The 24,027-nt window shown below is 41.0% G+C and carries 24 protein-coding genes; 18 read left to right on the top strand and 6 right to left on the bottom strand.

What is annotated here, in order from left to right:
* Positions 1-13 precede the first annotated feature (13 nt).
* The 7 genes from phnM (at position 14) to HNR41_RS10965 (ending at position 6,512) form a co-directional block, all read left to right on the top strand.
* Complete coding sequence (gene phnM, locus HNR41_RS10995) at positions 14-1,189, top strand: phosphonate metabolism protein PhnM (protein ID WP_184284631.1); 1,176 nt, start codon at positions 14-16, stop codon at positions 1,187-1,189.
* 11 nt (positions 1,190-1,200) lie between these two features.
* A complete protein-coding gene (locus HNR41_RS10990) occupies positions 1,201-1,899 on the top strand; it encodes a phosphonate C-P lyase system protein PhnL (protein ID WP_184284629.1) in 699 nt (232 codons plus the stop codon).
* Positions 1,896-2,714 carry a PHP domain-containing protein gene (locus HNR41_RS10985; RefSeq protein WP_184284627.1) on the top strand — a complete coding sequence of 273 codons (819 nt, stop codon included), beginning with the start codon at positions 1,896-1,898 and terminating at the stop codon, positions 2,712-2,714. Before HNR41_RS10990 ends, HNR41_RS10985 begins: the two co-directional genes overlap by 4 nt.
* Positions 2,715-2,808: 94 nt before the next feature.
* Positions 2,809-3,867 carry a PhnD/SsuA/transferrin family substrate-binding protein gene (locus HNR41_RS10980; protein ID WP_184284625.1) on the top strand — a complete coding sequence of 353 codons (1,059 nt, stop codon included), beginning with the start codon at positions 2,809-2,811 and terminating at the stop codon, positions 3,865-3,867.
* 234 nt (positions 3,868-4,101) lie between these two features.
* The gene (gene phnC / locus HNR41_RS10975) at positions 4,102-4,869 is read left to right on the top strand and encodes a phosphonate ABC transporter ATP-binding protein (protein ID WP_184284727.1); all 768 of its coding nucleotides are present in this window, start codon (positions 4,102-4,104) and stop codon (positions 4,867-4,869) included.
* A 9-nt stretch (positions 4,870-4,878) separates the two neighbouring features.
* On the top strand, positions 4,879-5,691 hold the full coding sequence (locus tag HNR41_RS10970) for a PhnE/PtxC family ABC transporter permease (protein ID WP_184284624.1): 813 nt from the start codon (positions 4,879-4,881) through the stop codon (positions 5,689-5,691).
* Positions 5,691-6,512 carry a PhnE/PtxC family ABC transporter permease gene (locus tag HNR41_RS10965; protein ID WP_184284622.1) on the top strand — a complete coding sequence of 274 codons (822 nt, stop codon included), beginning with the start codon at positions 5,691-5,693 and terminating at the stop codon, positions 6,510-6,512. Before HNR41_RS10970 ends, HNR41_RS10965 begins: the two co-directional genes overlap by 1 nt.
* Positions 6,513-6,574: 62 nt before the next feature.
* Here the strand turns inward: HNR41_RS10965 and HNR41_RS10960 are convergent, their stop codons facing one another.
* The gene (locus HNR41_RS10960) at positions 6,575-6,781 is read right to left on the bottom strand and encodes a hypothetical protein (RefSeq protein WP_184284620.1); all 207 of its coding nucleotides are present in this window, start codon (positions 6,779-6,781) and stop codon (positions 6,575-6,577) included.
* Between the two features lie 172 nt (positions 6,782-6,953).
* Between HNR41_RS10960 and HNR41_RS10955 the strand changes: the two genes are divergently transcribed.
* The 7 genes from HNR41_RS10955 to HNR41_RS10925 all read left to right on the top strand — a co-directional run bounded on the left by HNR41_RS10955 (position 6,954) and on the right by HNR41_RS10925 (position 13,818).
* A complete protein-coding gene (locus tag HNR41_RS10955) occupies positions 6,954-7,793 on the top strand; it encodes an alpha/beta hydrolase (RefSeq protein ID WP_184284618.1) in 840 nt (279 codons plus the stop codon).
* On the top strand, positions 7,793-8,383 hold the full coding sequence (locus HNR41_RS10950; protein WP_184284616.1) for a nitroreductase family protein: 591 nt from the start codon (positions 7,793-7,795) through the stop codon (positions 8,381-8,383). The genes HNR41_RS10955 and HNR41_RS10950 overlap by 1 nt, the downstream gene beginning before the upstream one ends.
* Positions 8,384-8,548, top strand: coding sequence for a hypothetical protein (locus HNR41_RS10945; RefSeq protein WP_156897177.1), 165 nt, complete (start codon positions 8,384-8,386; stop codon positions 8,546-8,548).
* A 112-nt stretch (positions 8,549-8,660) separates the two neighbouring features.
* Positions 8,661-10,013 carry a polysaccharide deacetylase family protein gene (locus tag HNR41_RS10940; RefSeq protein WP_184284614.1) on the top strand — a complete coding sequence of 451 codons (1,353 nt, stop codon included), beginning with the start codon at positions 8,661-8,663 and terminating at the stop codon, positions 10,011-10,013.
* A complete protein-coding gene (locus HNR41_RS10935; protein ID WP_229714999.1) occupies positions 10,010-11,323 on the top strand; it encodes a putative glycoside hydrolase in 1,314 nt (437 codons plus the stop codon). The genes HNR41_RS10940 and HNR41_RS10935 overlap by 4 nt, the downstream gene beginning before the upstream one ends.
* A 279-nt stretch (positions 11,324-11,602) precedes the next feature.
* On the top strand, positions 11,603-13,018 hold the full coding sequence (locus HNR41_RS10930; RefSeq protein WP_184284611.1) for a purine-cytosine permease family protein: 1,416 nt from the start codon (positions 11,603-11,605) through the stop codon (positions 13,016-13,018).
* A gap of 116 nt (positions 13,019-13,134) precedes the next feature.
* Positions 13,135-13,818, top strand: a complete 684-nt coding sequence (locus tag HNR41_RS10925; RefSeq protein WP_184284609.1) for a DUF421 domain-containing protein — start codon at positions 13,135-13,137, stop codon at positions 13,816-13,818.
* Positions 13,819-13,946: 128 nt separating this feature from the next.
* Here HNR41_RS10925 and HNR41_RS10920 read toward each other — a convergent pair whose 3' ends face one another.
* From HNR41_RS10920 to HNR41_RS10910, 3 genes are all read right to left on the bottom strand, one after another.
* Positions 13,947-15,179: a dicarboxylate/amino acid:cation symporter gene (locus HNR41_RS10920; RefSeq protein ID WP_184284608.1), complete on the bottom strand. Its 1,233-nt coding sequence runs from the start codon at positions 15,177-15,179 to the stop codon at positions 13,947-13,949.
* Positions 15,157-16,023, bottom strand: a complete 867-nt coding sequence (locus HNR41_RS10915; protein ID WP_184284606.1) for a prephenate dehydratase — start codon at positions 16,021-16,023, stop codon at positions 15,157-15,159. Before HNR41_RS10915 ends, HNR41_RS10920 begins: the two co-directional genes overlap by 23 nt.
* Before the next feature lie 320 nt (positions 16,024-16,343).
* A complete protein-coding gene (locus tag HNR41_RS10910; RefSeq protein ID WP_184284604.1) occupies positions 16,344-18,062 on the bottom strand; it encodes an ABC transporter ATP-binding protein in 1,719 nt (572 codons plus the stop codon).
* A 160-nt stretch (positions 18,063-18,222) separates the two neighbouring features.
* Between HNR41_RS10910 and HNR41_RS10905 the strand changes: the two genes are divergently transcribed.
* From HNR41_RS10905 to pepT, 3 genes are read left to right on the top strand one after another with little or no spacing between them, the layout of a single operon-like run.
* On the top strand, positions 18,223-19,281 hold the full coding sequence (locus tag HNR41_RS10905; protein WP_184284602.1) for a D-alanine--D-alanine ligase family protein: 1,059 nt from the start codon (positions 18,223-18,225) through the stop codon (positions 19,279-19,281).
* Between the two features lie 17 nt (positions 19,282-19,298).
* Positions 19,299-19,805, top strand: a complete 507-nt coding sequence (locus HNR41_RS10900) for a GNAT family N-acetyltransferase (RefSeq protein WP_184284600.1) — start codon at positions 19,299-19,301, stop codon at positions 19,803-19,805.
* Between the two features lie 18 nt (positions 19,806-19,823).
* Positions 19,824-21,044 (top strand): peptidase T, encoded by a 1,221-nt coding sequence (gene pepT, locus HNR41_RS10895; protein ID WP_184284598.1) that lies wholly within the window; start codon positions 19,824-19,826, stop codon positions 21,042-21,044.
* A 30-nt stretch (positions 21,045-21,074) separates the two neighbouring features.
* Here the strand turns inward: pepT and HNR41_RS10890 are convergent, their stop codons facing one another.
* Together HNR41_RS10890 and HNR41_RS10885 are read right to left on the bottom strand one after the other, a co-directional pair.
* Complete coding sequence (locus HNR41_RS10890; RefSeq protein ID WP_184284596.1) at positions 21,075-22,556, bottom strand: MDR family MFS transporter; 1,482 nt, start codon at positions 22,554-22,556, stop codon at positions 21,075-21,077.
* Positions 22,557-22,630: 74 nt separating this feature from the next.
* Positions 22,631-22,807, bottom strand: coding sequence for a hypothetical protein (locus HNR41_RS10885; RefSeq protein WP_184284594.1), 177 nt, complete (start codon positions 22,805-22,807; stop codon positions 22,631-22,633).
* A gap of 118 nt (positions 22,808-22,925) precedes the next feature.
* Here HNR41_RS10885 and HNR41_RS10880 point away from each other — a divergent pair, with 118 nt between their 5' ends.
* Positions 22,926-23,717 (top strand): class I SAM-dependent methyltransferase, encoded by a 792-nt coding sequence (locus tag HNR41_RS10880; RefSeq protein WP_184284592.1) that lies wholly within the window; start codon positions 22,926-22,928, stop codon positions 23,715-23,717.
* The last annotated feature ends 310 nt before the right edge of the window (positions 23,718-24,027 follow it).

Here is a 24,027-nt window from a genome sequence, read left to right as displayed (position 1 = left end):
GAGGTGACATGTTTTGATAATTATAAACAGCAGTGTTATTACAGCAACTGAAATACTTAACGATTACGCGGTCATTGTTAACGGCGATACGATAGAAAAACTGATTCCGATGAGTGAGGTAGACACTGAAGATTACGATAAAGTAATCAATGCTAAAGGCGGTTACGTGACAGCAGGGTTTATCGATATTCATTCCGACTATATAGAGGGCATCATTGCACCGAGACCGACGACGATTATGGACTTTAATATCGGCATCAAAGAATCGGAAAGAATTTTAAGCTCGCACGGTATTACAACAATGTTCCATTCGCTGTCGATTTATAAAGAGGATTTGTTCGGGCATAAGCCTGTCAGACAGCCCGACAATGTCGATAAGCTGATTCATGCAATTCACCGTACGCATACTGAAAAACATTTAATCAGACACCGCATGCATGCGCGCTTTGAACTGGATTCGCTTGAAATGATCGGCACGGTTAAAGAGCATATTAAAGAAAACCGCATTCACCTGCTCAGCTTTATGGACCACACACCGGGGCAGGGACAGTACCGCGATATTGAAAATTACCGTCATACGATGAAGGGCTACAAAGATCTGTCTGACGAAGAAATCAATGAACAGATTGAATTCAAGAAGGAACTCTCCAGACTGTCGGTTGAGGAGATGGAAGAGATGTCGGAACTTGCACGGTCTAAAGGGATTGCAGTAGCTTCCCACGACGATGATGCGACAGAGAAAATTGATTTCAATGAAACACTGCAGACGACAATCAGTGAGTTCCCGATCACGATGGAAGTCGCAAAGTACGCACACAGTAAAGGAATGTTCACGCTCGCAGGAGCTCCGAATATTATGCTCGGCGGCTCGCATTCGGGCAACTTAAATGCGAAAGATGCAATTATGGAAGGGTGCATTTCGATTTTATGCAGCGATTATTACCCCGCAGCCATGCTGCATTCGGTGTTCAAGCTTCACAGAGAAGCAGACTATCCGCTGGTTGACGCTTTTAAACTGATTACATTGAACCCGGCGGAAGCGGTGAAGATGGATGACGAAATCGGCTCAATTGAACCGGGTAAAAAAGCAGATCTAAATATTATCAGACTGTTTGATGACTATCCGACGATAACAGAATGTATCGTTAACGGAAAAGTAGTCAGCCAGTACCACTACAGAATCGATTAGGAGGAAATTCCATGATTACTATAAATGATTTCAGCAAATCATTTACGATTCATCATCTGAATCAGACGAGAGAAGCGGTGAACGGCATCTCGTTCAATGTAGAGAAAGGTGAATTTCTCGGCATTGTCGGTGAGAGCGGCAGCGGCAAGTCAACGATTCTTAAAAGCATTTACGGCACATATAAACCGACATCAGGCACTGTACACTACGACTCTGATATTTATGGCGGTGTGGATCTGCACGATATTTCAGACCGTTCACTGATCAGATTGCGTACACGTGAAATCGGCTATGTATCGCAGTTTCTGAAAGTGATGCCGCGTACCACGACACTTGAGCTGGTAATTAACTCAATGCTTGAAATGGGGACCGATATAGATACTGCAGCGAAAACAGCAGAAGATACGCTGAGACATTTCGATATTCCAAAAGCATTATGGCACAACTATCCAAATACATTCAGCGGCGGGGAGAAACTGCGCTTAAACATCGCGTGTGCAGTCGTTAAAAATCCGCGTCTCCTGCTGCTCGATGAACCGACAGCATCGCTTGATGAAAACTCAAAACTGAAAGTCAGAGAAACAATATCGAAACTGATTGATAACGGCACGACATTAATCGGCATCTTTCATGATCTTGAATTTATGGACGGACTCTGTAATAAAGTGTACGACATGAATACGAAAACTCTGGAGGAACGGGTAATATGAACAGCAAAATAGATCTGCATGTGCACAGTAACTTTTCCGATGGTAAAGATAATGTAAATAAAGTGCTGGATCTGGCAAAAAAACGCAACATTGAAATGTTAAGCTTCGTCGATCATGACACAAATCTGACATATATTGAAGCACTGCCATATGCACAAAAGCTCGATATTAAGCTGATACCGGGCATAGAGATTTCCGCATACGACTTTAAAAGGAAACGGAAAGTCCACGTGCTGGGCTATAACTATAATCCGGAAGCGCCGAATATTAAAGAATTAACCGAACCTTTACTGGCTAAACGCCATAAACATTCGATGGAACAGATTAAAAAAATCGAAGATTACGGCATTGATATCGACACAGATGAAGTGAAAAAGACGGTGGGGCCGCTTGGAGTCATCTACAAGCAGCATATAATGCATGCCATTTGCGATGACCATTATACCTGCCCGAAGTACACGACAAAATACCGTACACTGTTTAAAAACAGCGGGCCTGCTGCCGGGGATATTGAATATATCGACTATATTGACGCGCTTGAAGCGATTAAAAAGGACGGTGGATTTACAGTTATTGCCCACCCGGGACAGCTGCAGAGCTATGAATTGGTCGATGACAGCTACCGGCTGATTGACGGTCTGGAGAAGTACCATCCGGATCACGGTCTTGTGGATTACGAAAAGATTGATGCACTCATAGAAAAGTACGGATTCTTTATTACAGGCGGTTCGGACTTCCACGGTGATTTCGGGAATTATGTTGAAATCGGCATAGACAGTGAATTATTAACGGATACCATCGGTTTATTTAGATAGCATAAAAATGTGTTAAGTAGTTGTAAATCGCATTTACTATATGTCCTGAATGCTTTTAAATTAATCATGTAAATAAAACTTAAGGAGTTTGAAAATGAAAAAGTTATTCAATGTTTTTCTTGGTTCAGCTTTTGTATTGGCACTTGCAGCATGCGGCGGAGAAGATTCACAGACAGAAGACGGGTCAGCTGATGCAGCTTCAAACAGTGATGAACCTCTGAGCGTTGTCTGGTATCCAAACGAATCCGGCAGTGAGCTTGCTGATGCACGCGAAGAAATCGGAGCGATTTTAGAAGAAACAACAGGCAGAGAAGTAGAACATGAACTGACTACAGATTATGCAATCGCAATCGAGAGCATTGTTAATGATAACGCAGACCTGGCATTTACAGGCGCGGAAGGATACATACAGGCTAAAGAACGCAATGAGAACATTGTTCCTCTGGTAGTGCCGTCAGGCCCGTCGGGAACTGAAGAAGACGCGTTATACTACAGCTGGTTTGCAACTCAGGTGGATAACATGGAGAAATTTGAAACAGGCGACGGTGAATACTCAATCGATAAATTCCCGGAGACTAATTTCTCATTCGTTTCAACTTCATCAACATCAGGATTCAGAGTACCGACTTCAACAATTCTGAACCATTTTACCGAAACTGAAGAGTACGCTGATTTAACTGAAGAAGACCTTGCAGAAAGCGGTCGTTTCTTCGAACAGGTAATGTTCGGAAACACTCACCAGGGTTCTGCAGTTAACTTAATTAATGAAAGAGCTGAACTTGCAGCATTCTGTGACAGCTGTTTGGAAAACTACGTTGAACTTGCAGAAGGTGAAGAAAATACACCAGGTGCAATTTACGAAGTATCTGAAGGTGCTGCAGATCCATTCTCAAACCTTGCAGGCGAGCAGTTCGGAATCATTTCAGCAACTCCGGTTCTGAATGCGCCGTTTATCGCTAACGAAAGCACTTTAGGTGCAGACGTTGTTGCTGAACTTCAGGAAGTTTTCTCATCGGACGAAGTAGCGGACAATGAAAAGATTTTCGTGCCGGAAGACTCTGAAGAAGGCGGCTTATTCTCTAAATCAGCAGACGAGCGTTTCGTTGTTGTTGAAGACGGATGGTTTGATCCAATCAGAGAACTGAGCAATTAATTAATAACTGAACTTACTTAACAGCATAAAATATTTTTAAACAGAGAGGGGATTTCCCCTCTTTTTAATTAGGAGGCAATATCCATGGCGGTGGACAATAAAGTAAAGGAAGTCAGAGAAACAAGAACGGACTTCTATAAAAAAGAAGCAGAAGAGGTACTTATTTCATTTGACGATGACATTGAAGTTACAGGTGATGAACTAGAAATTGCAACAAAAGAAGAAGTTAAGGAAATGCCTGTTATTATGTCGATTGAAAATCTGAACAAAGAGTATTCAAAAGGCAAGACGGTACTTAAAGATATAAATTTTGAAATTAAACAGGGTGAACTGCTGTCGATTATCGGTCCTTCCGGAGCCGGTAAATCTACGCTGCTCCGCACCATTAACCGCATGATAGAACCGACTTCCGGCAAGATAACGTTCGACAAGCAAAATATAACGAATGTTAAAGGTAAAGAACTTCGTAAAATGCGGACAAATATCGGAATGATTTTCCAGCATTATAATCTGGTAGACAGATTGTCAGTATTTGAAAATGTGATGCATGGAACACTCGGTTATAAAAATAGTCTGCAAGGAATTTTTTCATTGTATACAGAATCGGAAAAAGAAGAAGCGATTGATATCATTACTGAACTCGGCATCGAAGACCATATTTATAAACGCTGTGATGAACTGTCGGGTGGACAAAAACAGCGTGTCGGCATTGCGCGGGCACTGGTGCAGAAACCGAAAATAATTTTATGTGATGAGCCGATTGCCTCGCTTGATCCAAGTTCTTCAAGAGTGATTATGGAACACTTGAGAAAAATTTGCAGCGAAAAAGGAATTACAGTCATCGTGAACCTGCATCAGGTAGATGTGGCGAAAAATTACTCTGACAGAATTATCGGCTTAAACAGCGGTGAAGTTGTCTTTAATGGCCATCCGACTGAGATTGATAAAGAAGTTATTCAGGCTGTATACGGTACAGACTTTGACGATTTAATTATGGAGTAGGTGACGAGTATGAGTAAAACGGGAACTATTAATGCAAATGAAATTACTATTATTCAAAAGAAAAACTTATATCTGCTGCTGACAGTCGTCGTTATCGTCGGCTTGATTATGCTTGCGGGTTACATAACAGAATACAGTCATATTGAAGGAATCATGTCTATTCCAGCGGCAATGTCATGGATGGCAAGCAACATGTGGTTTTCACAGTCAACGCTGTCAAATCTCGGCAGTGTGCTGCGACTTTTATGGGAAACAATTTTAATCTCGATTGTGTCTACAACAACAGCGGCAGTATTCGCAGTCGTTTTTGCACTTTTCGGTTCGAAGCTGACATATATAAATAAGCCGCTGATGTATGCTGCGAAAATCATTGCATCGATTTCACGTAACATTCCTGTAGTGGCATGGGCACTAATTTTAGTTATCAGTTTTGGGACGAACTCAATGACAGGGTTTTTAGCTTTATTCTTTGGCTCATTCGGGTTTTTAGTGAGAGCATTCCTTGAAACTATTGATGAAGGCAGCGAAGACTCAGTTGAGGCGCTAAGAGCAACGGGAGCAACGTACTGGCATACTATTTTTAAAGCGGTTCTTCCTGCGAGCATGCCGCAGATGTTCAGCTGGATTTTATTTATGATTGAAACAAACATTCGCAGTGCAACGCTTGTCGGACTTCTGACAGGTACGGGTATCGGTTACCTATTCGATCTATACTATAAACAGCTGGATTATGAAATGGTCTCGCTGATTACACTTGCGATTGTGCTGGCTGTCTTAGTTATCGAGGCAATCTCGAACATAATCAGAAGGGAGATTTTATAATGACTGCAGTTGTTGAATATAATAAAAATGGCGGCATTAAAGTCTCTAAACCAAACAGAGGGCAGCGGGTCTTAAAAGGATTATTAATCGGTTCGGCGATTTTCACTGTCATCGGGTTTTTCATAATGGATTACACTGGACTCGATTTATCTCATGCAATTCCGATGACAATCGATAATCTCGGACAGATGTTTTTATCGCCGAGTTTAAATAATACAACATGGCCCAGCGCCTTATGGCAAGTTACCATTACATTGTCGCTCGCTTTTTTAGCGACGGTTTTAGGGGCAGTAATCTCGCTGTTTCTCGCCTTCGGTACGGCAGTAAACTTATCGAAACCATGGGTTAGCAACACGATTAAAGCATTTATAACAGTCGTGCGTGCAGTGCCAACGGTATTATGGGTATTGATATTTGCGATTGCAGCCGGACTCGGTGCTGTTGCAGCAGTTATCGGTATGGTATTTCACTCGGTTGCCTATCTCGTAAAAGCGTACTCAGAAGCATTTGAAGAGGTGGATGAAGGTAAGATAGAAGCACTCCGTGCAACGGGCTCAAGCTATCCCCATATTTTATTCCAGGTTGTAGTACCGCAGACGAAAAGCTTTTTAATTTCATGGACGTTTCTGAGGTTCGAAATTAACTTCGGTGTGGCAGTTGCGATGGGCGCAGCGGCAGGCGCCGGAGGTATAGGTTACGAGTTATTCATGGCAAGTTCATTCTATTACGATATGCAGGAAGTCGGTGCAATTACACTGATTATTCTCGTGGTCGCGATTATTCTTGAACTGATTGCTAACCGCTTGAAGGTGGCAGCGTAAATAGGAGTATTAAATAAAAAATCGTCTTTGGCTCACACGAGTCAAAGACGATTTTTTTATCGTTATATAAAGAACAGCATATGAATCAGTGTCGGGAGAACGAAGCTTCCGATAAAAATCATATAGTAAAGATCCGGACGGTCGCCTTCTTTGGCGAATTTATTTGCCAGAGTTCTGAACAGTACTGATGCAATAAAAGCGAAAATAACGAAAGCGAAAAAGCCGGTCGTATAATAAATGAAGTTAAAGTAAATTAATGCGACAAACATAATGAGGTATAAGAGAAACCCGCATGTAAATGAGAGTATATATTTTTTTTGATTAGACATATTTGCACCTTTATAATTAGTATTTATAACAATAATATATTAACCCTTTAAGATATGCAATTTCACGGCGGAAAGGTTATAATTCCAAGTAACAGAGATTGGAGTGATGAGTTTGTCATTTGTAAAATACATTGAGTCCAAAGACGGAACACTGCTTTACACGAAAGTACAGACGACAGAAAAGCCGGAAACAGCAAAGGCGACAATCATTATTGTCCACGGTCTTGCAGAACATCTTGGAAGATACGATGATATCGCAGGGGTGTTAATACGGAGCGGATTTAACGTCATTCGCTACGATCAGCGCGGACATGGTCATTCATCAGGAGAGAATACTTTTTATTCTAAAGTCGATGAAATCACGGATGATCTCGGTGCAATTGTGATCTATACGAGAAAACTTCTGCCTGAACAGCAAGTATTTGTTATCGGCCACAGTATGGGCGGATATACTGCTGCTCTGTACGGCACAAAATATCCAGGTAAAGTTGAAGGGTATATTACATCGGGCGCTTTAACGCGTTACAATCATGAATTATTTGCCGGTGTGCCTGTCGGTCTAGACAGTAATGACTATGTCAAAAATGAACTTGGCAAAGGGCTCTGCAGCACCGAAATCGTCCTTAAGCATTATGTTGAGGATGCGCTGAATAAAAAAGAAATATCTGTCGGTCTGATCAGAACTCTTGAAAAAGGCATCGAATATTTAAAACTTGAAGCAGGAGACTTTAAAGATCCGGTGCTCATTCTTCATGGTGAAAATGACGGACTGGTCGCAAGCGAAGACTCGGTGCAGTTCCATGACGATATATCTTCAGAGGATAAGAAATTAATTATTTACCCTGAGCTGGAGCATGAAATATTTAATGAATTTACTATGAAGACAGAAATTTTCAATACTATTATAAACTGGATTGAGGAGCGTCTGAAAAGTACGGAGGAAAAAATATAATGAATATAACTGAAGCAATACAAACAAGGCGGAGCATTAAAATCTTTAAAGATAATGAGCCGGTGAGTAAAGAAATTGTAGAACAGCTGCTGCAGGCAGCGATAATGGCACCGAATCACCATCACACAGAACCGTGGAAATTTTTCGTGCTGCAGGGTGACGGGCGTCTGCCGCTGTCGCGTGTGCTAGGCGAATGGGCGAAAACACGTGTAGATGATCCGGCTAGTGAAGCGGGACAGAAACGTATTAAAAAACTCAGCGCGAAGCCGCTTATTGCACCGACTGCAATCGTGGTCGCGCTGAGCCCGGAAGCCGGCAATGATAAGGCTATTTACATTGAAGATGTCTCTGCGGTGTCAGCTGCAGTTCAGAATATACTTCTCGCGGCGCATGGCCTCGGTCTGGGTGCGATATGGAAAAGCGGGCCGGCTTATTATGCTGAACCTGTTAAAAAATACTTTGAGCTGTCAGAAGAAGAAGAAATTTTAGGTGTAATCTTCGTTGGAGAGCCGGATATGAAAAAAATACCGGAAGCAAAACGCATTCCGTTTGAAGAGAAGACGGTATGGATTACAGAGGATGACAAATAAATGAAAAAAGCAGCAATATTTTTATTTTTAACAGCAACGCTGCTGATGTTCAGCGTAGGTACAATTATTCCTGTGGAGTATAATTTTATCGTTTATCTGGCAGTGCTTATATTATTCATTGCGGGAATGTACTGCAGTGTAAGTATCGATCCGGATTCTAAATGAAATAAATGTAAAATATGCATTTTTTACGGCAGAGAGGGTAACTTCATTATATGGAGTTACCCTTTTTTTATTTTACAGAGATTTTTAATGAATTTTGAATGGGGTGTTATAGATGAAAAAATACATAATAGCCATAATGCTTAGTGCAGCAATGGTTATACTTGGCGCATGCGGCAGTCCCGAAAATAAAGTTTTATCAAATATTGAAGATTTTGAAGCGGAAACGGCACCGGCATTAACGAGCAGCATTCAGAGTATGATTGATTATGAAGCAGAAATGTCCGGCTTGTTTAATGAATCGCTGACAGATGAGGAACTGGCTGACTTTAAGGATGACCAGTCACCGCTGTATCAGAATTTAAACGAACGGAATGAACTGGCAGAAGGACTGTCAAAAATACATGAAGAACTGGAGAACAGAGCTGAAGAGTTTGAATCGGCTGATGTCAGCAGCAGCGAAACACTGAATGAAGAAACAGTTCAGAATTTATCTGCAACTCTGGGACAGCTGGCCGCTGACGTTAAGAATGTCCAGTCGGGCTATGAAGAAGTCTTAAGTTCAGAAACAGCATTTTTTGAATCACTTAAGAGTGAAGAAGCTGATTATAATACATTGACTGACGGCATGAGAGAAGTAAACGGCGTTCATAAAGAGGTGACTGCACACTATGAATCAATCAATGAACAGCTGGCGGCCTTTCAAAACCACAGTAATGAAGTAAAAACCGCTCTTGGTGAAGACACTTCAGACGATGAATCAGCGGTCCAGGTTGACGCTGATTCAAATGAAGAAGCGGCAGAAAACAGTGAGCCGGAAACCATGTATACAGTAGAAGCTGCAACATCGGCTATAGTACCTTCAGCAGAAGACGCTGAATCTTCGGCTGTGCTCATTACGATAGACGATGCACCGGATGAGAATGCGGTTGCTATGGCTCATACATTAAAAGAACTTGATGCCCCTGCGATATTTTTCGTAAACGGTATGTTTATAGAATCAAAAGAGGGCCAGGAGAAGCTGAGAGAAATTCACGAGCTCGGCTTTGAAATTGGCAATCATACTTATAATCACTTCAATATGCAGGAGATTACGCCGGAAGATACAGCCCTTGAAATTATCGATACAGGTGACTTAATTGAAGAAGCAATCGGAGAGCGTCCAAAATTTTTCAGAGCGCCGTTTGGGGTGAACAGTGAAGCGTCAATCAGCATCGCTCGAGAAGAGAATATGACCGTAATGAATTGGACCTACGGCTTTGACTGGGAACCTGACTATCAGGAGCCGGGAGCTCTCAGTGACATTATGGTTAATACTGAAATGCTTGGTGACGGTGCTAATCTGCTGATGCACGACCGCCAGTGGACGAGTGAGGCCTTGCCGGATATCGTTAAGGGTCTCAGGGATAAAGGTTATTCACTCATTGATCCTAAACTTATCGATTCAGAAGGCGGGGTGACTGAATGAGTACGAGAAACTTTTTGATTTTGGTTGGAGGTATTCTGGCTGTACTGTTTCTTCTTCTTGCATTGGCTGTAAGAGGTGAGATGGACAGCGGTGAGCCCGACGTTGCAGAAGAGACAGCAGAAAGTCCGGGAGAGGAAGCTGAAACTAAGGAAACTGCTGAAAAACAGGAGCAGAATGACGAAGAAGAAACTGAGACAGCGCCGTCAGCACTTAACTTAAACGACAGTCCGCTGTATACGGTTAATGAGGATACAACGCCTGTATTTCAGTATCAGTCCGGTGTTGATATTGCTTATCCAGAAGAAGGGGTAAAAGGTATTTTTGTTACTGGGTTTTCCGCAGGCGGTGAAAGAATGCAGGAACTGACGGAGCTCGTTAATAATACGGAGTTAAACTCAATGGTCATCGACGTTAAAGAAGATATCGGGGACATCATGATGCCGCTTGATATCGATAATGAAATTGCACAGAGTCATATGTATGATTACGTTAATCCACAACAGCTGATGACGACACTTGAAGATAATCAGATTTATCCGATTGCACGCATCGTTATTTTTAAAGATTCTAGACTCGCAATGGATCGTCCGGATTTATCGTATCAGAACAGCGACGGCACCGTTTGGCAAAATGGCAGCGGTGAAAGTTTCGTCAATCCTTTTCTTAAAGAAGTCTGGGATTACAACGTTGATATAGCAATTGAAGCGGCTAAACTCGGATTTAAAGAAATCCAGTTCGACTACGTGAGATTCCCGGAATCATTCGAAACGATGTCTGCTGATTTAATTTATGATTTCGGTGAATATGCTGATTCTGAAGCTGATGAAGTGCAGCAGAGAGTCAATGCTGTTACGGATTTTGTGGCCTATGCAAATGAACAGTTAAAACCTTATGATGTTGACGTGTCGGTAGATGTTTTCGGCTATGCGGCTACTCAAAGGGAAGCGCCTGGAATCGGTCAGAATTTCTCTCAGATAGCAAATAACGTCGATATCATCTCATCGATGATATATCCATCTCACTGGGGTGCAGGCGCATTTGACTTTGCAGCACCGGATACTGAACCGTATGGGGTAATTGATGAGTATATGAAAGTTGAAAATGAAGTGCTCGGCAAACTTGAAAATCCGCCGAAATCAAGACCGTGGATACAGGACTTTACCGCTTCATATTTAGGAGCGGGAAACTATATAAATTACGGTGCGGCTGAAGTGGAAGCTCAGATTCAGGCATTAAAAGATAATGGTGTTGAGGAATATTTACTGTGGAATGCTCAAAATACGTATTCTGAAGGCGCGGAATACCAATAAATTTCATCAGAATCCCATGTCAGAAAACCTAGTACTGACGTGGGATTTCATCTATATTTAGGGCTTGCATTTTTGTACAGAATTTCAAAAATATTATGCATTTTGAAATATAGTTTCATAATTAAAGTGTTAGTATACTTTCAATTTAATTGTTAATATACATATTATGTCGACTATAATGTGTAAAAGTATACACAACGACTTGATTTATTAACTAAAACAGTGTATAGTGTAAAAGTCGCCTTAATACAAAATTTCATAAGATTGGAGAGGATATTTATGAGTTCTGTAGACACAGAAGGTCAGCAGATTGAATCAAGCGAAAGCGATCACTCATTATCAAAAGTCCCATATAATGAACGTAAAATGGGCTGGCTCAGCATTACAAATATTACATTCGGTATTGCTACAGCAATTTTCTACTTTCAAATCGGAAGTGTAATGGCACTGCAATTCGGTGCGATTAATGCGCTTATATCAGCAGCTTATGCAATTATCGTTGCAGGTGTGCTGGGAACAGTTATCGTATACTTATCAGCAAGATCGGGAATGAACGTTAACCTGATGTCCAGGGGCGGAGGCTTCGGTTACATAGGTGCGTCACTGACATCTTTAATATATGCTTCTAACTTTATTATGTATTGTGCCCTTGAAGGTATGATCCTCGTCTATGCAGTACATGAATTCTTCCCTGTTATTCCTGTATGGCTCCTAATAGTCGTATTTGGAACACTTGTTATTCCACTTAACTGGTTTGGAATTAAACAGCTTGATAAACTACAAAAATGGTCATTACCTATTTTCTTTATATTTTTAATTGCAGCAATCGTTGTGGCATTTATGACACCATCACAATACGACGGTGCATTCTGGACTTACATGCCTGAAGGTATGCAGATCGGCGGGACAGCACTGTTACTTTGTATCGGTATGCAGCACGGTATTATCGGACTGACTGCTCTCATTGCATCAGACTATGCACGATTCTTAAAGCCGGGACACATTAAAGTTGGATCATTTGCGATTGGGTTTATTCCGCAAATATTTGCTTACGGTGTCATGGGTGGACTTGGTATATGGTTTGGTGTGCGTTTAAATGAACCGAATCCAGGAGTTTATATTGTTCACTTACTCGGTATCGGCGGTGCATTATTTACAATGCTGACACAGGTCCGTATTAACGTAACTAACATTTACAGCAGTTCTTTATCGTTATCGAACTTCTTTGAGAATGTATTCCGTTTTAAACCGGGACGCAGATTCTGGGTTGTCGTTGCAGGTGTCACAGCAATGATATTAATGCTCGGCGGTATTACAGATCATTTAGATAATGCTTTGACATTCCAGGGAGTATTCCTGATGTCATGGGCAGCGATATTAGTTACTGACTTTATTGCAGTAAAACGGATCATGAAAATTGGGCCGGGATACTACGAAGAACGACAGGAGTACTTACACAAATGGAATCCGGTCGGCGTATGGTCACTGATTATTTCAAGTCTGCTTGGAACAATTGCAGCACTTGGCTTTATGGGAACATTTTTACAAAGTACTGCGGCATTCTTTGCAGCAGCACTGGCAGCAGTACTTACAATCGTTCTTGCTTATATGACTAAAGGTAAGTACTACCTGAATGATAAAGCTGATGAAATCAATGATGTTGATGAAAAAGACATTCTGGTGAAAGCAAAATAATTTAAACGTTTGATGAAAGGGCTGGGACAATTTTGTCTCAGTCCTTTTGTTTTGATTAAATGGGGAGGGGTATTTCTGTAAGTATATGAAAATACTTATAGAGGTGAGAGAAGACAATGGAAGATATGATGATGTACGCGCTGAAATTAACGTTGGGGTTAATCGGTGTACTGATTGTTTTAAGGCTAATGGGCAAAAAAGAACTGGCTCAAATTACCCCTCTTGATTTTGTTTACGCATTAATACTTGGAGGAATTATAGAAGAATCGCTTTACGACGCGACCGTTCCTGTTTATGAAATGCTGTTCTCTATATTTTTCTGGGCATTACTTATATTCGTACTGGAAAAATTTGCATTGAAAAGCCGCAGATTTAAAAGTCTTGCACAAGGTGATCCTGTAATTTTGATTAATGACGGACAGCTGAATGCAGAAGTGATGGAGAAAAATAACATGGATGTTGACGAAGTACGCATGCTGCTCAGATTAAACGGTGTATTTTCTTTAAGTAAAGTTAAGTATGCAATACTTGAAGAAAGCGGTGGTTTATCGGTGATGCAGTATGCAGGTGAAGAACCGCCTAGCCGTAATGAATTGAAGACGGACTATCCGGAAAATGTAATATCCTATTTGCTTGTTGATGCAGGCAAGTTGGAAGATCAAAGACTTAAAGAAATCGGCAAGGACGAAACATGGCTCCGTGAGAAGCTGAAAGAAGAAAGAGGAGTGGAACTTGAAGACATATTTTTCGCAGAATGGGATGAACAGAACGGATTCTTTATACAAAAACATCAGAAATAAAAGGAAACCATCCGGGAAATATAATTCCGGATAGTTTTTGTATGAGAATATTTGGTTCATTGACCGGTTATTGGGTTTACTGAGCCAAAGAGCCGGATCATGCCCAAGTAAAGAATTGTCCAAAGAAATTATGATTCCGCAGGAAAAGTACTTTTCTTATTACGGCGTTTTTCTGATTCATCAATTAATATTGCGGCCGTTGCATCACCTGTGATATTCATTGTTGTATACGCCATATCAAGTATACGGTAGATTGCAGCGATTGGGCCCATAAGTTCAATTGGCAGACCAAGCAGTGTAAGGAATGAAGCGCCTAGCACTATACCGCCGCCGGGAATACCGGGTGCTGCCATATTAATTACTGTTGCAATAACTACTAGATAAATAATTTGTCCCACGCCGAGCGGGATATTGTAAAAGTCTGATACGAACACAGCGAGCAGACTAAATGAAATAGCTCCGCCTGCCATATTTATTGTGGTACCTAGCGGAACAACGAAGTTGGTAATTGATTCGCTGACTTTAAAATCATTCTTCGTGACTCTGATAGTTGTCGGCATAGTAACGGCAGAGCTTGTCGTTGCCAGTGACACAAGCCAGACTTTATAAATGCCTTTTAAGAATTGAACAGGAGACATTCCCGTATAAATCCAAACTGGAATCAGCATCACTATGATAAATGCAATAATACATGCGGCATACGCAGTAACGATGTAAAGACCGAGAGCTGAGAATATACCTGCACCATACTCTGCAATGGCGAATGCCATTAAGGAAATGATTCCAATCGGTGTTAATTCCATAATATAATTCAATACTTTAAATATGACTGTTGACAGGCTGTTAATGAAGTTTTTAACAGGTTCTGCTTCTTTACCAACTGCAACAATAGCTATGGAAAAAACAACAGTAAAAATAATTGTTGCGAGTATATCTCCTTCAGTCAGTGCCATAAACAAGTTGTCAGGAATAATATTCATAAAGAAATCTTCTACCGACGGGGAAGTAATCTCTCCGTCATATCCTGCAGAATCGATATTAATATGGTTCCCGGGTCTTACGAGATATGAAATTAATAACCCGATACCGGCGGTTGCAATGAACATCAATATAAATACTGATACACTTTTAACACCGATACGTCCAAGATCCTTACCGCTCCCGATATTAATAATACCGGTGGATACTGCGACGAATATAATAGGAATAATCATTGCCTGAATTATATTAAGGTAAATATCACCAATAAATTTTATCTGAATAGAAAAATCGGGGAGAAATATACCGAGTAAAATACCAAGAGCAAAACCAATCGCAATTCTCGTAAATAAATGCTTCTTACCGGTCAGTATGTTTTTCATTTTGAATCACTCCTTCATATTCAGGGATTTGCCCTTTAGCGTAGCTGCCTAATATATTTATATATGATGTTTCCTTTGTCAGCACTGCAAGTGCCGCATCGAAATTCTGCATATCCGTATCGTTTTCTATATCGATAAAGAATCCGTAAGCGAATGGCTTGTTTTGAATCGGACGGCTCATTAAATAGAGCAGGTTAATATTATATGTTTTAAAGATATCCAGGATATCACTTAATGAACCGGTGCTGTGATCGGATTCTATATACAGCGATGTTTTTTCATTAAGAACTTTCTTGCTCAGTTCTTTCGTAAAGATTAAGAAACGTGTCGTATTGAGCGGGTTATCGCTGATGTTCTCACGGATAATATGCATGCCGTACATTTCTGCCGCATGACTGCCCGCGATGCTCGCAATCGTTTCGTTTTCTGATTCTTTCACCATATGTACGGCGCCGGCCGTATCGCTGAATTCCTTAACTTCAATATTCGGGTACCGGCTTAAATACGTGTAGCATTGTTCAAGTGCTTCCGGGTGCGAATAAACTTCTGTAACTTTATCGAGTGGAATCGGATTTTTAGAAATGAGTGCATGATCTATCTTTACGTATACTTCTTTAACGGCTTTCACATCTAAATATTTCATCAGATCAATTGTTCTCGTAATCGGTCCGCTTGTCGAATTTTCAACCGGCAGTGCAATGTAGTCCACTTCGTCATTAAGCAGTGCTTCAACCAGCAGTTTAAAGGTCATATAACCCTCAGCTGTATATTCCTCATCACCTGCGTAAGACGCGCATGCGAGCGTGCTGTAACTGCCTTCTACTCCCTGATAACCAATTTTCATTTGAAACACTCCTTATTTTTAGTAGAAAAAAAGACCAACTTGAATTCTGTGTGAAGAAATCCAACCGGCCTGGTGAAAGTACATATAAAAAAACCAGCCAATTAGATTTTACTAATGGCTGGTTTCTGCATCGTTAATTCAGCCATCATAGATTTAGGTCCCGCCTATATCCACGATGGAATACAGACGCTATCTAAAATAGCTGATAAAGAATTTATTTAATTGTGAAATTTTCGTCTGCTGTAACATAAAAATCACTCTCATCAATTAAAGTTTTAATAATGTTAATTAGTCTAACAATTAAGAATTCTTTTGTCAATTTAAATTTGGCTGAATTGTGCCTGATGAAGTCCTTTGTACACTCCGTTATCAAGTGACAGCAGTTCTTCATGCGTTCCGCTTTCGGCAATACCGTCAGTTGTAACCACCATGATACGGTCCGCATTTTTAATCGTTGCAAGACGATGGGCGATAACAAGCGTCGTACGTCCCTCAGCGAGACGGTTCAGAGCTTCCTGAATGTACATTTCTGTCGCAGTATCAAGTGCACTTGTTGCTTCATCCAGAACTAAAATAGGCGGGTTCTTTAAGAACATGCGGGCGATTGCGATACGCTGTTTCTGTCCGCCGGACAGTTTCACACCGCGCTCCCCGACAACTGTTTCAAGTCCGTCTCTGTAGCTGTCGACGAGTTCTTTCAACTGTGCCTTTTCAAGTGCATCATAAACTTCTTCATCCGTTGCATCCGGTTTACCGTAAGCAACGTTCTCTTTCAGTGTGCCGGAAAATAAGAATACATCCTGCTGCACAGTACCGATGTTTTCACGCAGTGATGACAGCGTGAAATCTCTGATGTCCGTGCCGTCGATCGAAATGTTTCCTTCCGACACATCATAGAAGCGCGGGAGCAGTGAACATAATGTTGTTTTCCCTGCACCTGACGGTCCGACGAATGCGATTGTTTCACCGGGTGTAATGTTAAACGAAATATCTGTCAGCACATTTTTCTCTTCGTATTTGAAAGAAACATTGCTGTAGCGGATATTACCGCTTACGTCAGTTAATTCAACAGCGTCTTCTTTTTCCTTAATATCCGGCTGGACTGCCATCGTATCGAGGAAGTGTTTGAATCCGGCGATACCGTTCGGATAAAGTTCGATAACCGCGTTAATTTTCTCAAGCGGTTTGAACAGTACGTTGGAAATTAAAATGAATGCAGCGAATTCACCGTAAGTCAGTTCGCCCTGCATAACGTAGTATGCACCAGCAATCAGAATGAATACAGTAACGAGACGCATCAGCATATAAGTGCTGGACGTATTGAAAGACATAATTTTATACGCCTTTAATTTCGTTGCCCTGAAGCTGTCGTTAATTTTTTTGAAAGCTTCGAATTCCTCTTCTTCATTTGCAAAAGCCTGTACTAAACGGATACCGCCGATTTTATCTCCGATTAGATGGTTGAACTCGGAAACGCGACCGAATAACTCACGGAAAGCGACAGTCATTTTTTTATTGAAGTAGATCGCGATAACAAGAATCAGCGGTACGACAATAAATGCAATAATTGCGAGTTCCGGATGAATGTAATACATAATTCCGAACGCGCCGAGCAGCGTCATTACAGCGATAAATAAATCCTCAGGTCCATGGTGAGCCATTTCGCCGATATTCATCAGGTCATTGGTTAACCGCGTTAACAGTTTCCCTGTCTTCGTGTTGTCGAAAAATCTGAACGATAATTTCTGTATATGACCGTAAAGATCATTACGTATATCCCGTTCTATATTCGTCCCGAGCATATGCCCCCAGTATGTAACTACAAACTGCAGAAAGGTATTAAATAAATAAATAAGTACTAAACCCAGAGCAGCAATCAATATCCATTGCCAGTTGCCGGTAGGCAGCAGTTCATCTATAAACATGCTGACGATTACCGGGAACGCGAGTTCCAAAAGCCCGACAATAACAGCGGATAGAAAGTCGACTGTGAATAAGACTTTATAAGGTGCGTAATAAGATAAAAACTTCTTCACCATGCCTCACCCTTTTTCATATAATATAAGCATATAGATTATACCACTATTTAATTTTTACCGGATGAAAATATTTCGGAATCCGCATGATAAAAAATTAACTTATGATGTTAATTGGTGTAAAATCAACAGTACAGAATAAACAGATTTGAGGAGCTTAAATATGAGTGAAATAAACGTTGGTATTATATACGGCGGTAAATCGACAGAACATGAAGTATCAATACGTTCTGCAAAAAGTGTATTTGAAGCATTAAATAAAGAAAAATATAACGTCAGTCTGATTCACATTACCAAACACGGTGAGTGGCTGCTTGCGACTGATAATGAAAGTATTAAACCGCTTGATAATACAAACAGTTCAAAAATATCTGTTGCACCGTCACAGGGACTTCTGGCTGACGACAAACAGGTTCAGCTGGATGCCGTACTGCCTATTCTTCACGGTACTGCCGGTGAAGACGGCACGATTCAGGGACTGCTGGAGCTCGCTGATATACCTTATGCCGGATGCGGTGTCCGCAGTTCTGCGGTGTGCATGGATAAGGATATGACGAAAAGGCTCCTTGAACTTAAAGGGATTAAAGTCGCTCCTTCAATCGTGCTGAATTATTATGAAAAAGACGGACAGACATACGACGATGCATATGAAAAGCTTGGTGTGCCGATGTTTATTAAACCGGTAAACCAGGGCTCATCAGTGGGTGTGTCAAAGGTATCTGACGAAAAATCATTTTATGAAGCACTCGACACAGCATTTTCTTTCGATACGAAAGTGATGATTGAAACAGGTATCGACGGCCGTGAAATTGAAGTGTCGGTACTTGGGAACGAAGAATTATTCGTTTCGCTGCCTGGTGAAATCGTGTCACAGACAGATTTCTATTCATACAGTTCAAAATATCTGGATGAAAATGGTGCACTGTTAAATATTCCTGCAGAAATGAATAAGGAAACACTGGAACAGATTCAACAGACGGCGCATGATACATTTAAAGCACTCGACTGTGAAGGTATGGCGAGAGTGGATGTATTCCTGACACCTGACGGAGAAATTATCGTCAATGAAGTAAACACACTGCCAGGCTTCACGAGCATCAGCATGTATCCGAAACTACTTGAAGCATCAGGTGTACCTTACAGCGAGACACTGGACAGACTGATTGAATTAAGCCTTGAGAGATATGAGCGTTCTGAAAGATTGAAAACAGATATTTCTTAAATAAAGGAGATACGTGTATGGCAATCCGATTAGCAGTACCTGGGGATGCCCCAGGTATAGCGAAAGTTCAAGTTGAAAGCTGGAACACTACTTATCCGGGCATAGTGCCGAAAAGCTATCTCGACAGTCTGGATGTTAAAAAGAGAGAAAAGATCTGGAAACAGGCAGCCGGGAATCAGCCACTCTATGTCGCAGAACAAGACGGTGAAATTGTCGGTTTTGCAATCGGCGGTGAAAATAGGGATAAAGACACGTATCCTGAATTTGACGGTGAATTGTATGCGATATATTCCTATAAACACGTTCACGGGCAGGGGATAGGACGTGCGCTGTTTGAACATGCAGCGCGTAACCTGGCAGAACGCGGCTATAAGAAAATGATAGTCGCAGTACTGTCGGAAAATCCGACTGTGGATTTTTATCAACATATGGGCGGCCGTTATCTCGGTGAAGAAACGATTACGATTGACGGAGTAACGATACAGGAATCATTTTACGGTTATGATGATATTAATAAGATATAACAACGGGGGATGAACTGAATGAAGGAAAATCTAATTGAACGTTTATCAAGATATGCAAAAATTGACACACAGTCCGATGCTTCAAGTGAAACAGTACCGTCGACTGACAAACAGTGGGATTTATTAAAAGAGCTTGAAACAGAGCTGAATGCGATCGGCATGAGCGACGTGAATCTGGACGATAAAGGCTATCTGTTTGCAACACTGCCTGCGAATACCGAAGGCAAAAAGACAATCGGTTTCTTAGCGCACGTGGATACAGCAACAGACTTTACAGGGACAAATGTTAAGCCGCAGCTTGTAAAATATGAAGGCGGCAGTATCGTGCTTAACGAAGCATTGAATATTGTACTGACTCCGGAACAGTTCCCGAATTTAAACAATTACAAAGGCCATACACTTATGACAACAGACGGTACAACACTGCTTGGAGCAGACAACAAAGCGGGTGTTGCGGAAATTATTACGGCTGTTGAATACCTGCTTAAACATCCTGAAATTAAACACGGTGCGGTTAAAGTAGGATTTACACCTGATGAAGAAATCGGCCGCGGGCCACATGACTTCGACGTTGAACGATTTGATGCGGATTTCGCATATACAGTCGACGGCGGACCGCTTGGAGAACTTCAGTATGAAAGCTTTAACGCTGCAGGCGCTGCAGTCAGAGTAACGGGGAACAGCGTGCATCCGGGAACAGCGAAAAATAAAATGGTGAACGCAGTACGTATCGCTGCTGACATTATTACCGGTTTCGACGCTGAGGATACACCTGAGAAGACAGAAGGCTATGAAGGATTTAACCACGTACTGAATCTGACTGGTGACGTTGAAACAGCGGAATTCAGCATGATTATCCGTGACTTTGAAACAGCATTATTTAAGGCGAGAAAAGAAGCTGTGGAGCAGAAGATTAAAGAATTCCAGGAAAAATATCCTGAAGCGGAAATAGAGCTGGATATGGCTGATCAGTATTACAATATGAAAGAAGTCATAGAAAAAGACATGACGATTGTGAAGCTTGCTGAAGAAGCAATGAAGTCGCTGGATATTGAACCGGTTATCGAACCAATCCGCGGTGGAACAGACGGCTCACAGCTGTCATATAAAGGGCTGCCTGCACCGAATATTTTTACCGGCGGAGAAAACTTCCACGGTAAATTTGAATTCGCATCGATTGACGACATGGAAAAATCAGCGAATACAATCGTTAAAATTATAGAACTGAACGCAAAATAATAAATTCCTTATAAAAAAACTCAGCAGAAACTAATCTCTGCTGAGTTTTTTTGATTCTTCATTGATAGGACGGGCTTTAGTAAGTCCCTGTCCAATTGTATCTCCTGAATTTGACTGTTTCAGGAAGAATGCTGCAACGAGTGCAAGTGCGAGGAAGCATGTACCGACAAGGAATGACAGGTTAATACCTTCCAATGTTGCCTGGTTTATCATTGCTTCTGTCGGATTATCCATCCTGCTTACAGTTATGTTTGTATATGTCTGCATTACCGTAATCAAAAGAGCGATACCGATTGATCCGCTGACCTGGTTAAGCATACTGTTCAGTGATGAACCATGTGGAGTCAGGTGTGCCGGGAGAGAATTCATCCCGTTCGTCATAACAGGTGTGTTGACCATCGTCATGCCAAGCGCACGAATCATATAAATTGTTAGCAGATACGTAAATGAAGTATCTATTTCAAGACGGCTCAGGAAAAATGTAGTGACAACTGCAAGAGTCAGTCCCGTAATTGCCATTACTTTCGGTCCGTACATATCAAAAAGCTTGCCTGATACAGGACTCATGAGACCCATAATCAGTGCCCCGGGGAGCATGAGCAATCCTGTGTCCAGCGGACTCAGACCCTGGATGTCCTGCATGAAAATAGGAATTAAAATCATTCCTGCGAATAATGCCATGTTTGCTGCACCGATAATCAGTGAAGCGATAGTGTACATCGAGTGTTTGTATACTCTGAAGTCGAGCATCGGGTGTTCCAGTTTAAACTGTCTCATTACATAAAGAGTAACAGCTGCGAGGCCGAGCAGCAGCGGGATTAATACGCTTGAACTTGCAAGACCGTATTCACCCGCAGAGCTCAGTCCGTAAAGTACTCCGCCGAAACCGACAGTCGATAAAATAATAGAAACAATATCAATATGCGCTTCGCGGTGCTGCTGAACTTCCGGCAGCTGCAAGAAACCGACAGCCAGTACGATAATGAGTACCGGAATCATCATATAGAAGAGTACGTGCCATGAATAGTTTTCGACGACAATACCCGATACTGTAGGCCCGATAGCCGGCGCAAAGAACATTACTAAACTGAACAGACCCATTGCCGTTCCGCGTTTGTCAGGCGGAAAGCTGCTGATCATAATGTTCATTAAGAGCGGCATAAGCATTGCCGAACCCGTGGCCTGAATCATACGGCCTAAAATCAGAACGATAAAAGTCGGTGAGAACCCGGCAACAATCGTACCGAGAAGAAACAGGGACATAGCTGTTAAGAATAATGTTCTGGCGCTGAATTTCTGCATAAGATACGCTGTAGTTGGTATGATAATACCGGAAACCAGCATGTACGATGTAGATACCCATTGAACTGCTGAAGTGGAAATCCCGAAATCATTTTTGATGGCGGGAAGTGCGACGTTTAAAAAAGTGTTCGATAAGAACGAAATGAAAGCTCCGGATAATAAAATTATAATTAATCTGTAATCCGGTTTTTTCTGAGTTATTTCAGACATTTATTTTCCCCTTTATACCTTAAAATCAATTTATCTATTATACCTTATATTAAATAAAATTTCACTAAAAAAGTTTAACCGATACGATTATCAATCTGAATATAAATAAAGAAACCTATAGTAATACCCAGCAGTAACGAAATCGGTAATGCGTAAGTGTCACTGATTGATGGTAAGAAAGTTTCAATAACCCAATGAATTCCAAGAAAGCACAATGCCATAATAACTATCGATAGTAAAGTACGTGTCATAATTTTCCTCCTCACAGAAATTACTGTATCCTTAAATCTTATCAAACCTTAAGGTAGACATGTGAGTAAAATACCTTGATAATGTAAGGTAATTAGTATTAGTGGAGGGAAACTTATTATGAAGACAAATTTTCATAATTATGCCGAGGAGTATTTTAAACATAGAAATGATATTCCAAGTGTATTTTTTGAAGAACTGGCTAAAAGAGGTATTGAATTATCGGGAAGTAAAGTTGCGGATATTGGAGCCGGTCCGGGCTTCGTCAGTAAAGCATTAAGTGCACAAGGTGCGATTGTCGATGCAGTGGAGCCTTCGGAAGAATTTATTGAAATAGCAAAAGACTATATCGGTAATGATGATCGAATCAGTTTCACTAAAGGCACTGCAGAAAAAACAGGTCTTCAGGACAGTACTTACGACATCGTAATTGTTATGAGATCATGGCAGTGGTTTGACAGTGAGAAGGCATCCAGGGAAGCGAAACGCATTCTTAAGCCGGACGGTGTGTTAGTCGTTGCAGATATTGGATTTAAAGTATCTAATAAGATGATGAAAGAATCGATGAAGATTGTCAAAAAAAATTCGAAGCACGAAGAATTAAAACCGGCTGGTTCAAAAGAAGACGCAATTCAGACAATCAACGGTTTCCCTGTGGAATGGTTCAGCGACTGGCGTCATGAAAAACTTGATCTTGAAGAGTTCTTCAAACATGAATACAAAGTTAAGTTTACAGATCAGGAGTGGCTCGGCAGACTCGGAACATCATCGTGGCTTGTTAATTTTAAAAAGAAACAGATGGACAAGACGATGGAGAAGATTGCGGAACTTCTCGATTCAATGGATGATGAGAAAAAACACAGAGTACCTCACGTACTGAACGTAGCAATTTTAAGAAATAAAAAGAAATAGCATTGTAAAAAAGAGCGATTATTTCGCTCTTTTTTATTTTTGACACAAATCTATGAAAACGTTTCAATACATAATTAATTAATGAAAACGATAACAACTCATCATATTATGCATAATATTGAATAATATATATAGAGTGTAACTATACATAAAACTTTACTACATTACTAATATTGTATAATTGAATTAACTAAAAATTGACAATAGAGTTACTTTGGTAAAAATATCACATAATCTTTGAAAACCCTTGATATATATAGTATTATTAAGATACATAAAAGAGGTACAGAGAAATACTCTAATATAAAAA

Source organism: Jeotgalicoccus coquinae, from assembly GCF_014207425.1.
Lineage (GTDB): Bacteria > Bacillota > Bacilli > Staphylococcales > Salinicoccaceae > Jeotgalicoccus > Jeotgalicoccus coquinae.
This window is presented reverse-complemented; position numbering and strand designations above follow the sequence as displayed.

Excerpts from the sequence above, each read along its gene's own strand:
- HNR41_RS10990 (WP_184284629.1), top strand. The coding sequence starts at position 1,201 with ATGATTACTATAAATGATTTCAGCAAATCATTTACGATTCATCATCTG.
- HNR41_RS10985 (WP_184284627.1), top strand. The coding sequence starts at position 1,896 with ATGAACAGCAAAATAGATCTGCATGTGCACAGTAACTTTTCCGATGGT.
- HNR41_RS10980 (WP_184284625.1), top strand. The coding sequence starts at position 2,809 with ATGAAAAAGTTATTCAATGTTTTTCTTGGTTCAGCTTTTGTATTGGCA.
- phnC (WP_184284727.1), top strand. The coding sequence starts at position 4,102 with ATGCCTGTTATTATGTCGATTGAAAATCTGAACAAAGAGTATTCAAAA.
- HNR41_RS10970 (WP_184284624.1), top strand. The coding sequence starts at position 4,879 with ATGAGTAAAACGGGAACTATTAATGCAAATGAAATTACTATTATTCAA.
- HNR41_RS10965 (WP_184284622.1), top strand. The coding sequence starts at position 5,691 with ATGACTGCAGTTGTTGAATATAATAAAAATGGCGGCATTAAAGTCTCT.
- HNR41_RS10960 (WP_184284620.1), bottom strand. The coding sequence starts at position 6,781 with ATGTTTGTCGCATTAATTTACTTTAACTTCATTTATTATACGACCGGC.
- HNR41_RS10950 (WP_184284616.1), top strand. The coding sequence starts at position 7,793 with ATGAATATAACTGAAGCAATACAAACAAGGCGGAGCATTAAAATCTTT.
- HNR41_RS10945 (WP_156897177.1), top strand. The coding sequence starts at position 8,384 with ATGAAAAAAGCAGCAATATTTTTATTTTTAACAGCAACGCTGCTGATG.
- HNR41_RS10940 (WP_184284614.1), top strand. The coding sequence starts at position 8,661 with ATGAAAAAATACATAATAGCCATAATGCTTAGTGCAGCAATGGTTATA.
- HNR41_RS10935 (WP_229714999.1), top strand. The coding sequence starts at position 10,010 with ATGAGTACGAGAAACTTTTTGATTTTGGTTGGAGGTATTCTGGCTGTA.
- HNR41_RS10930 (WP_184284611.1), top strand. The coding sequence starts at position 11,603 with ATGAGTTCTGTAGACACAGAAGGTCAGCAGATTGAATCAAGCGAAAGC.
- HNR41_RS10925 (WP_184284609.1), top strand. The coding sequence starts at position 13,135 with ATGGAAGATATGATGATGTACGCGCTGAAATTAACGTTGGGGTTAATC.
- HNR41_RS10920 (WP_184284608.1), bottom strand. The coding sequence starts at position 15,179 with ATGAAAAACATACTGACCGGTAAGAAGCATTTATTTACGAGAATTGCG.
- HNR41_RS10915 (WP_184284606.1), bottom strand. The coding sequence starts at position 16,023 with ATGAAAATTGGTTATCAGGGAGTAGAAGGCAGTTACAGCACGCTCGCA.
- HNR41_RS10910 (WP_184284604.1), bottom strand. The coding sequence starts at position 18,062 with ATGGTGAAGAAGTTTTTATCTTATTACGCACCTTATAAAGTCTTATTC.
- HNR41_RS10905 (WP_184284602.1), top strand. The coding sequence starts at position 18,223 with ATGAGTGAAATAAACGTTGGTATTATATACGGCGGTAAATCGACAGAA.
- HNR41_RS10900 (WP_184284600.1), top strand. The coding sequence starts at position 19,299 with ATGGCAATCCGATTAGCAGTACCTGGGGATGCCCCAGGTATAGCGAAA.
- pepT (WP_184284598.1), top strand. The coding sequence starts at position 19,824 with ATGAAGGAAAATCTAATTGAACGTTTATCAAGATATGCAAAAATTGAC.
- HNR41_RS10890 (WP_184284596.1), bottom strand. The coding sequence starts at position 22,556 with ATGTCTGAAATAACTCAGAAAAAACCGGATTACAGATTAATTATAATT.
- HNR41_RS10885 (WP_184284594.1), bottom strand. The coding sequence starts at position 22,807 with ATGACACGTACTTTACTATCGATAGTTATTATGGCATTGTGCTTTCTT.
- HNR41_RS10880 (WP_184284592.1), top strand. The coding sequence starts at position 22,926 with ATGAAGACAAATTTTCATAATTATGCCGAGGAGTATTTTAAACATAGA.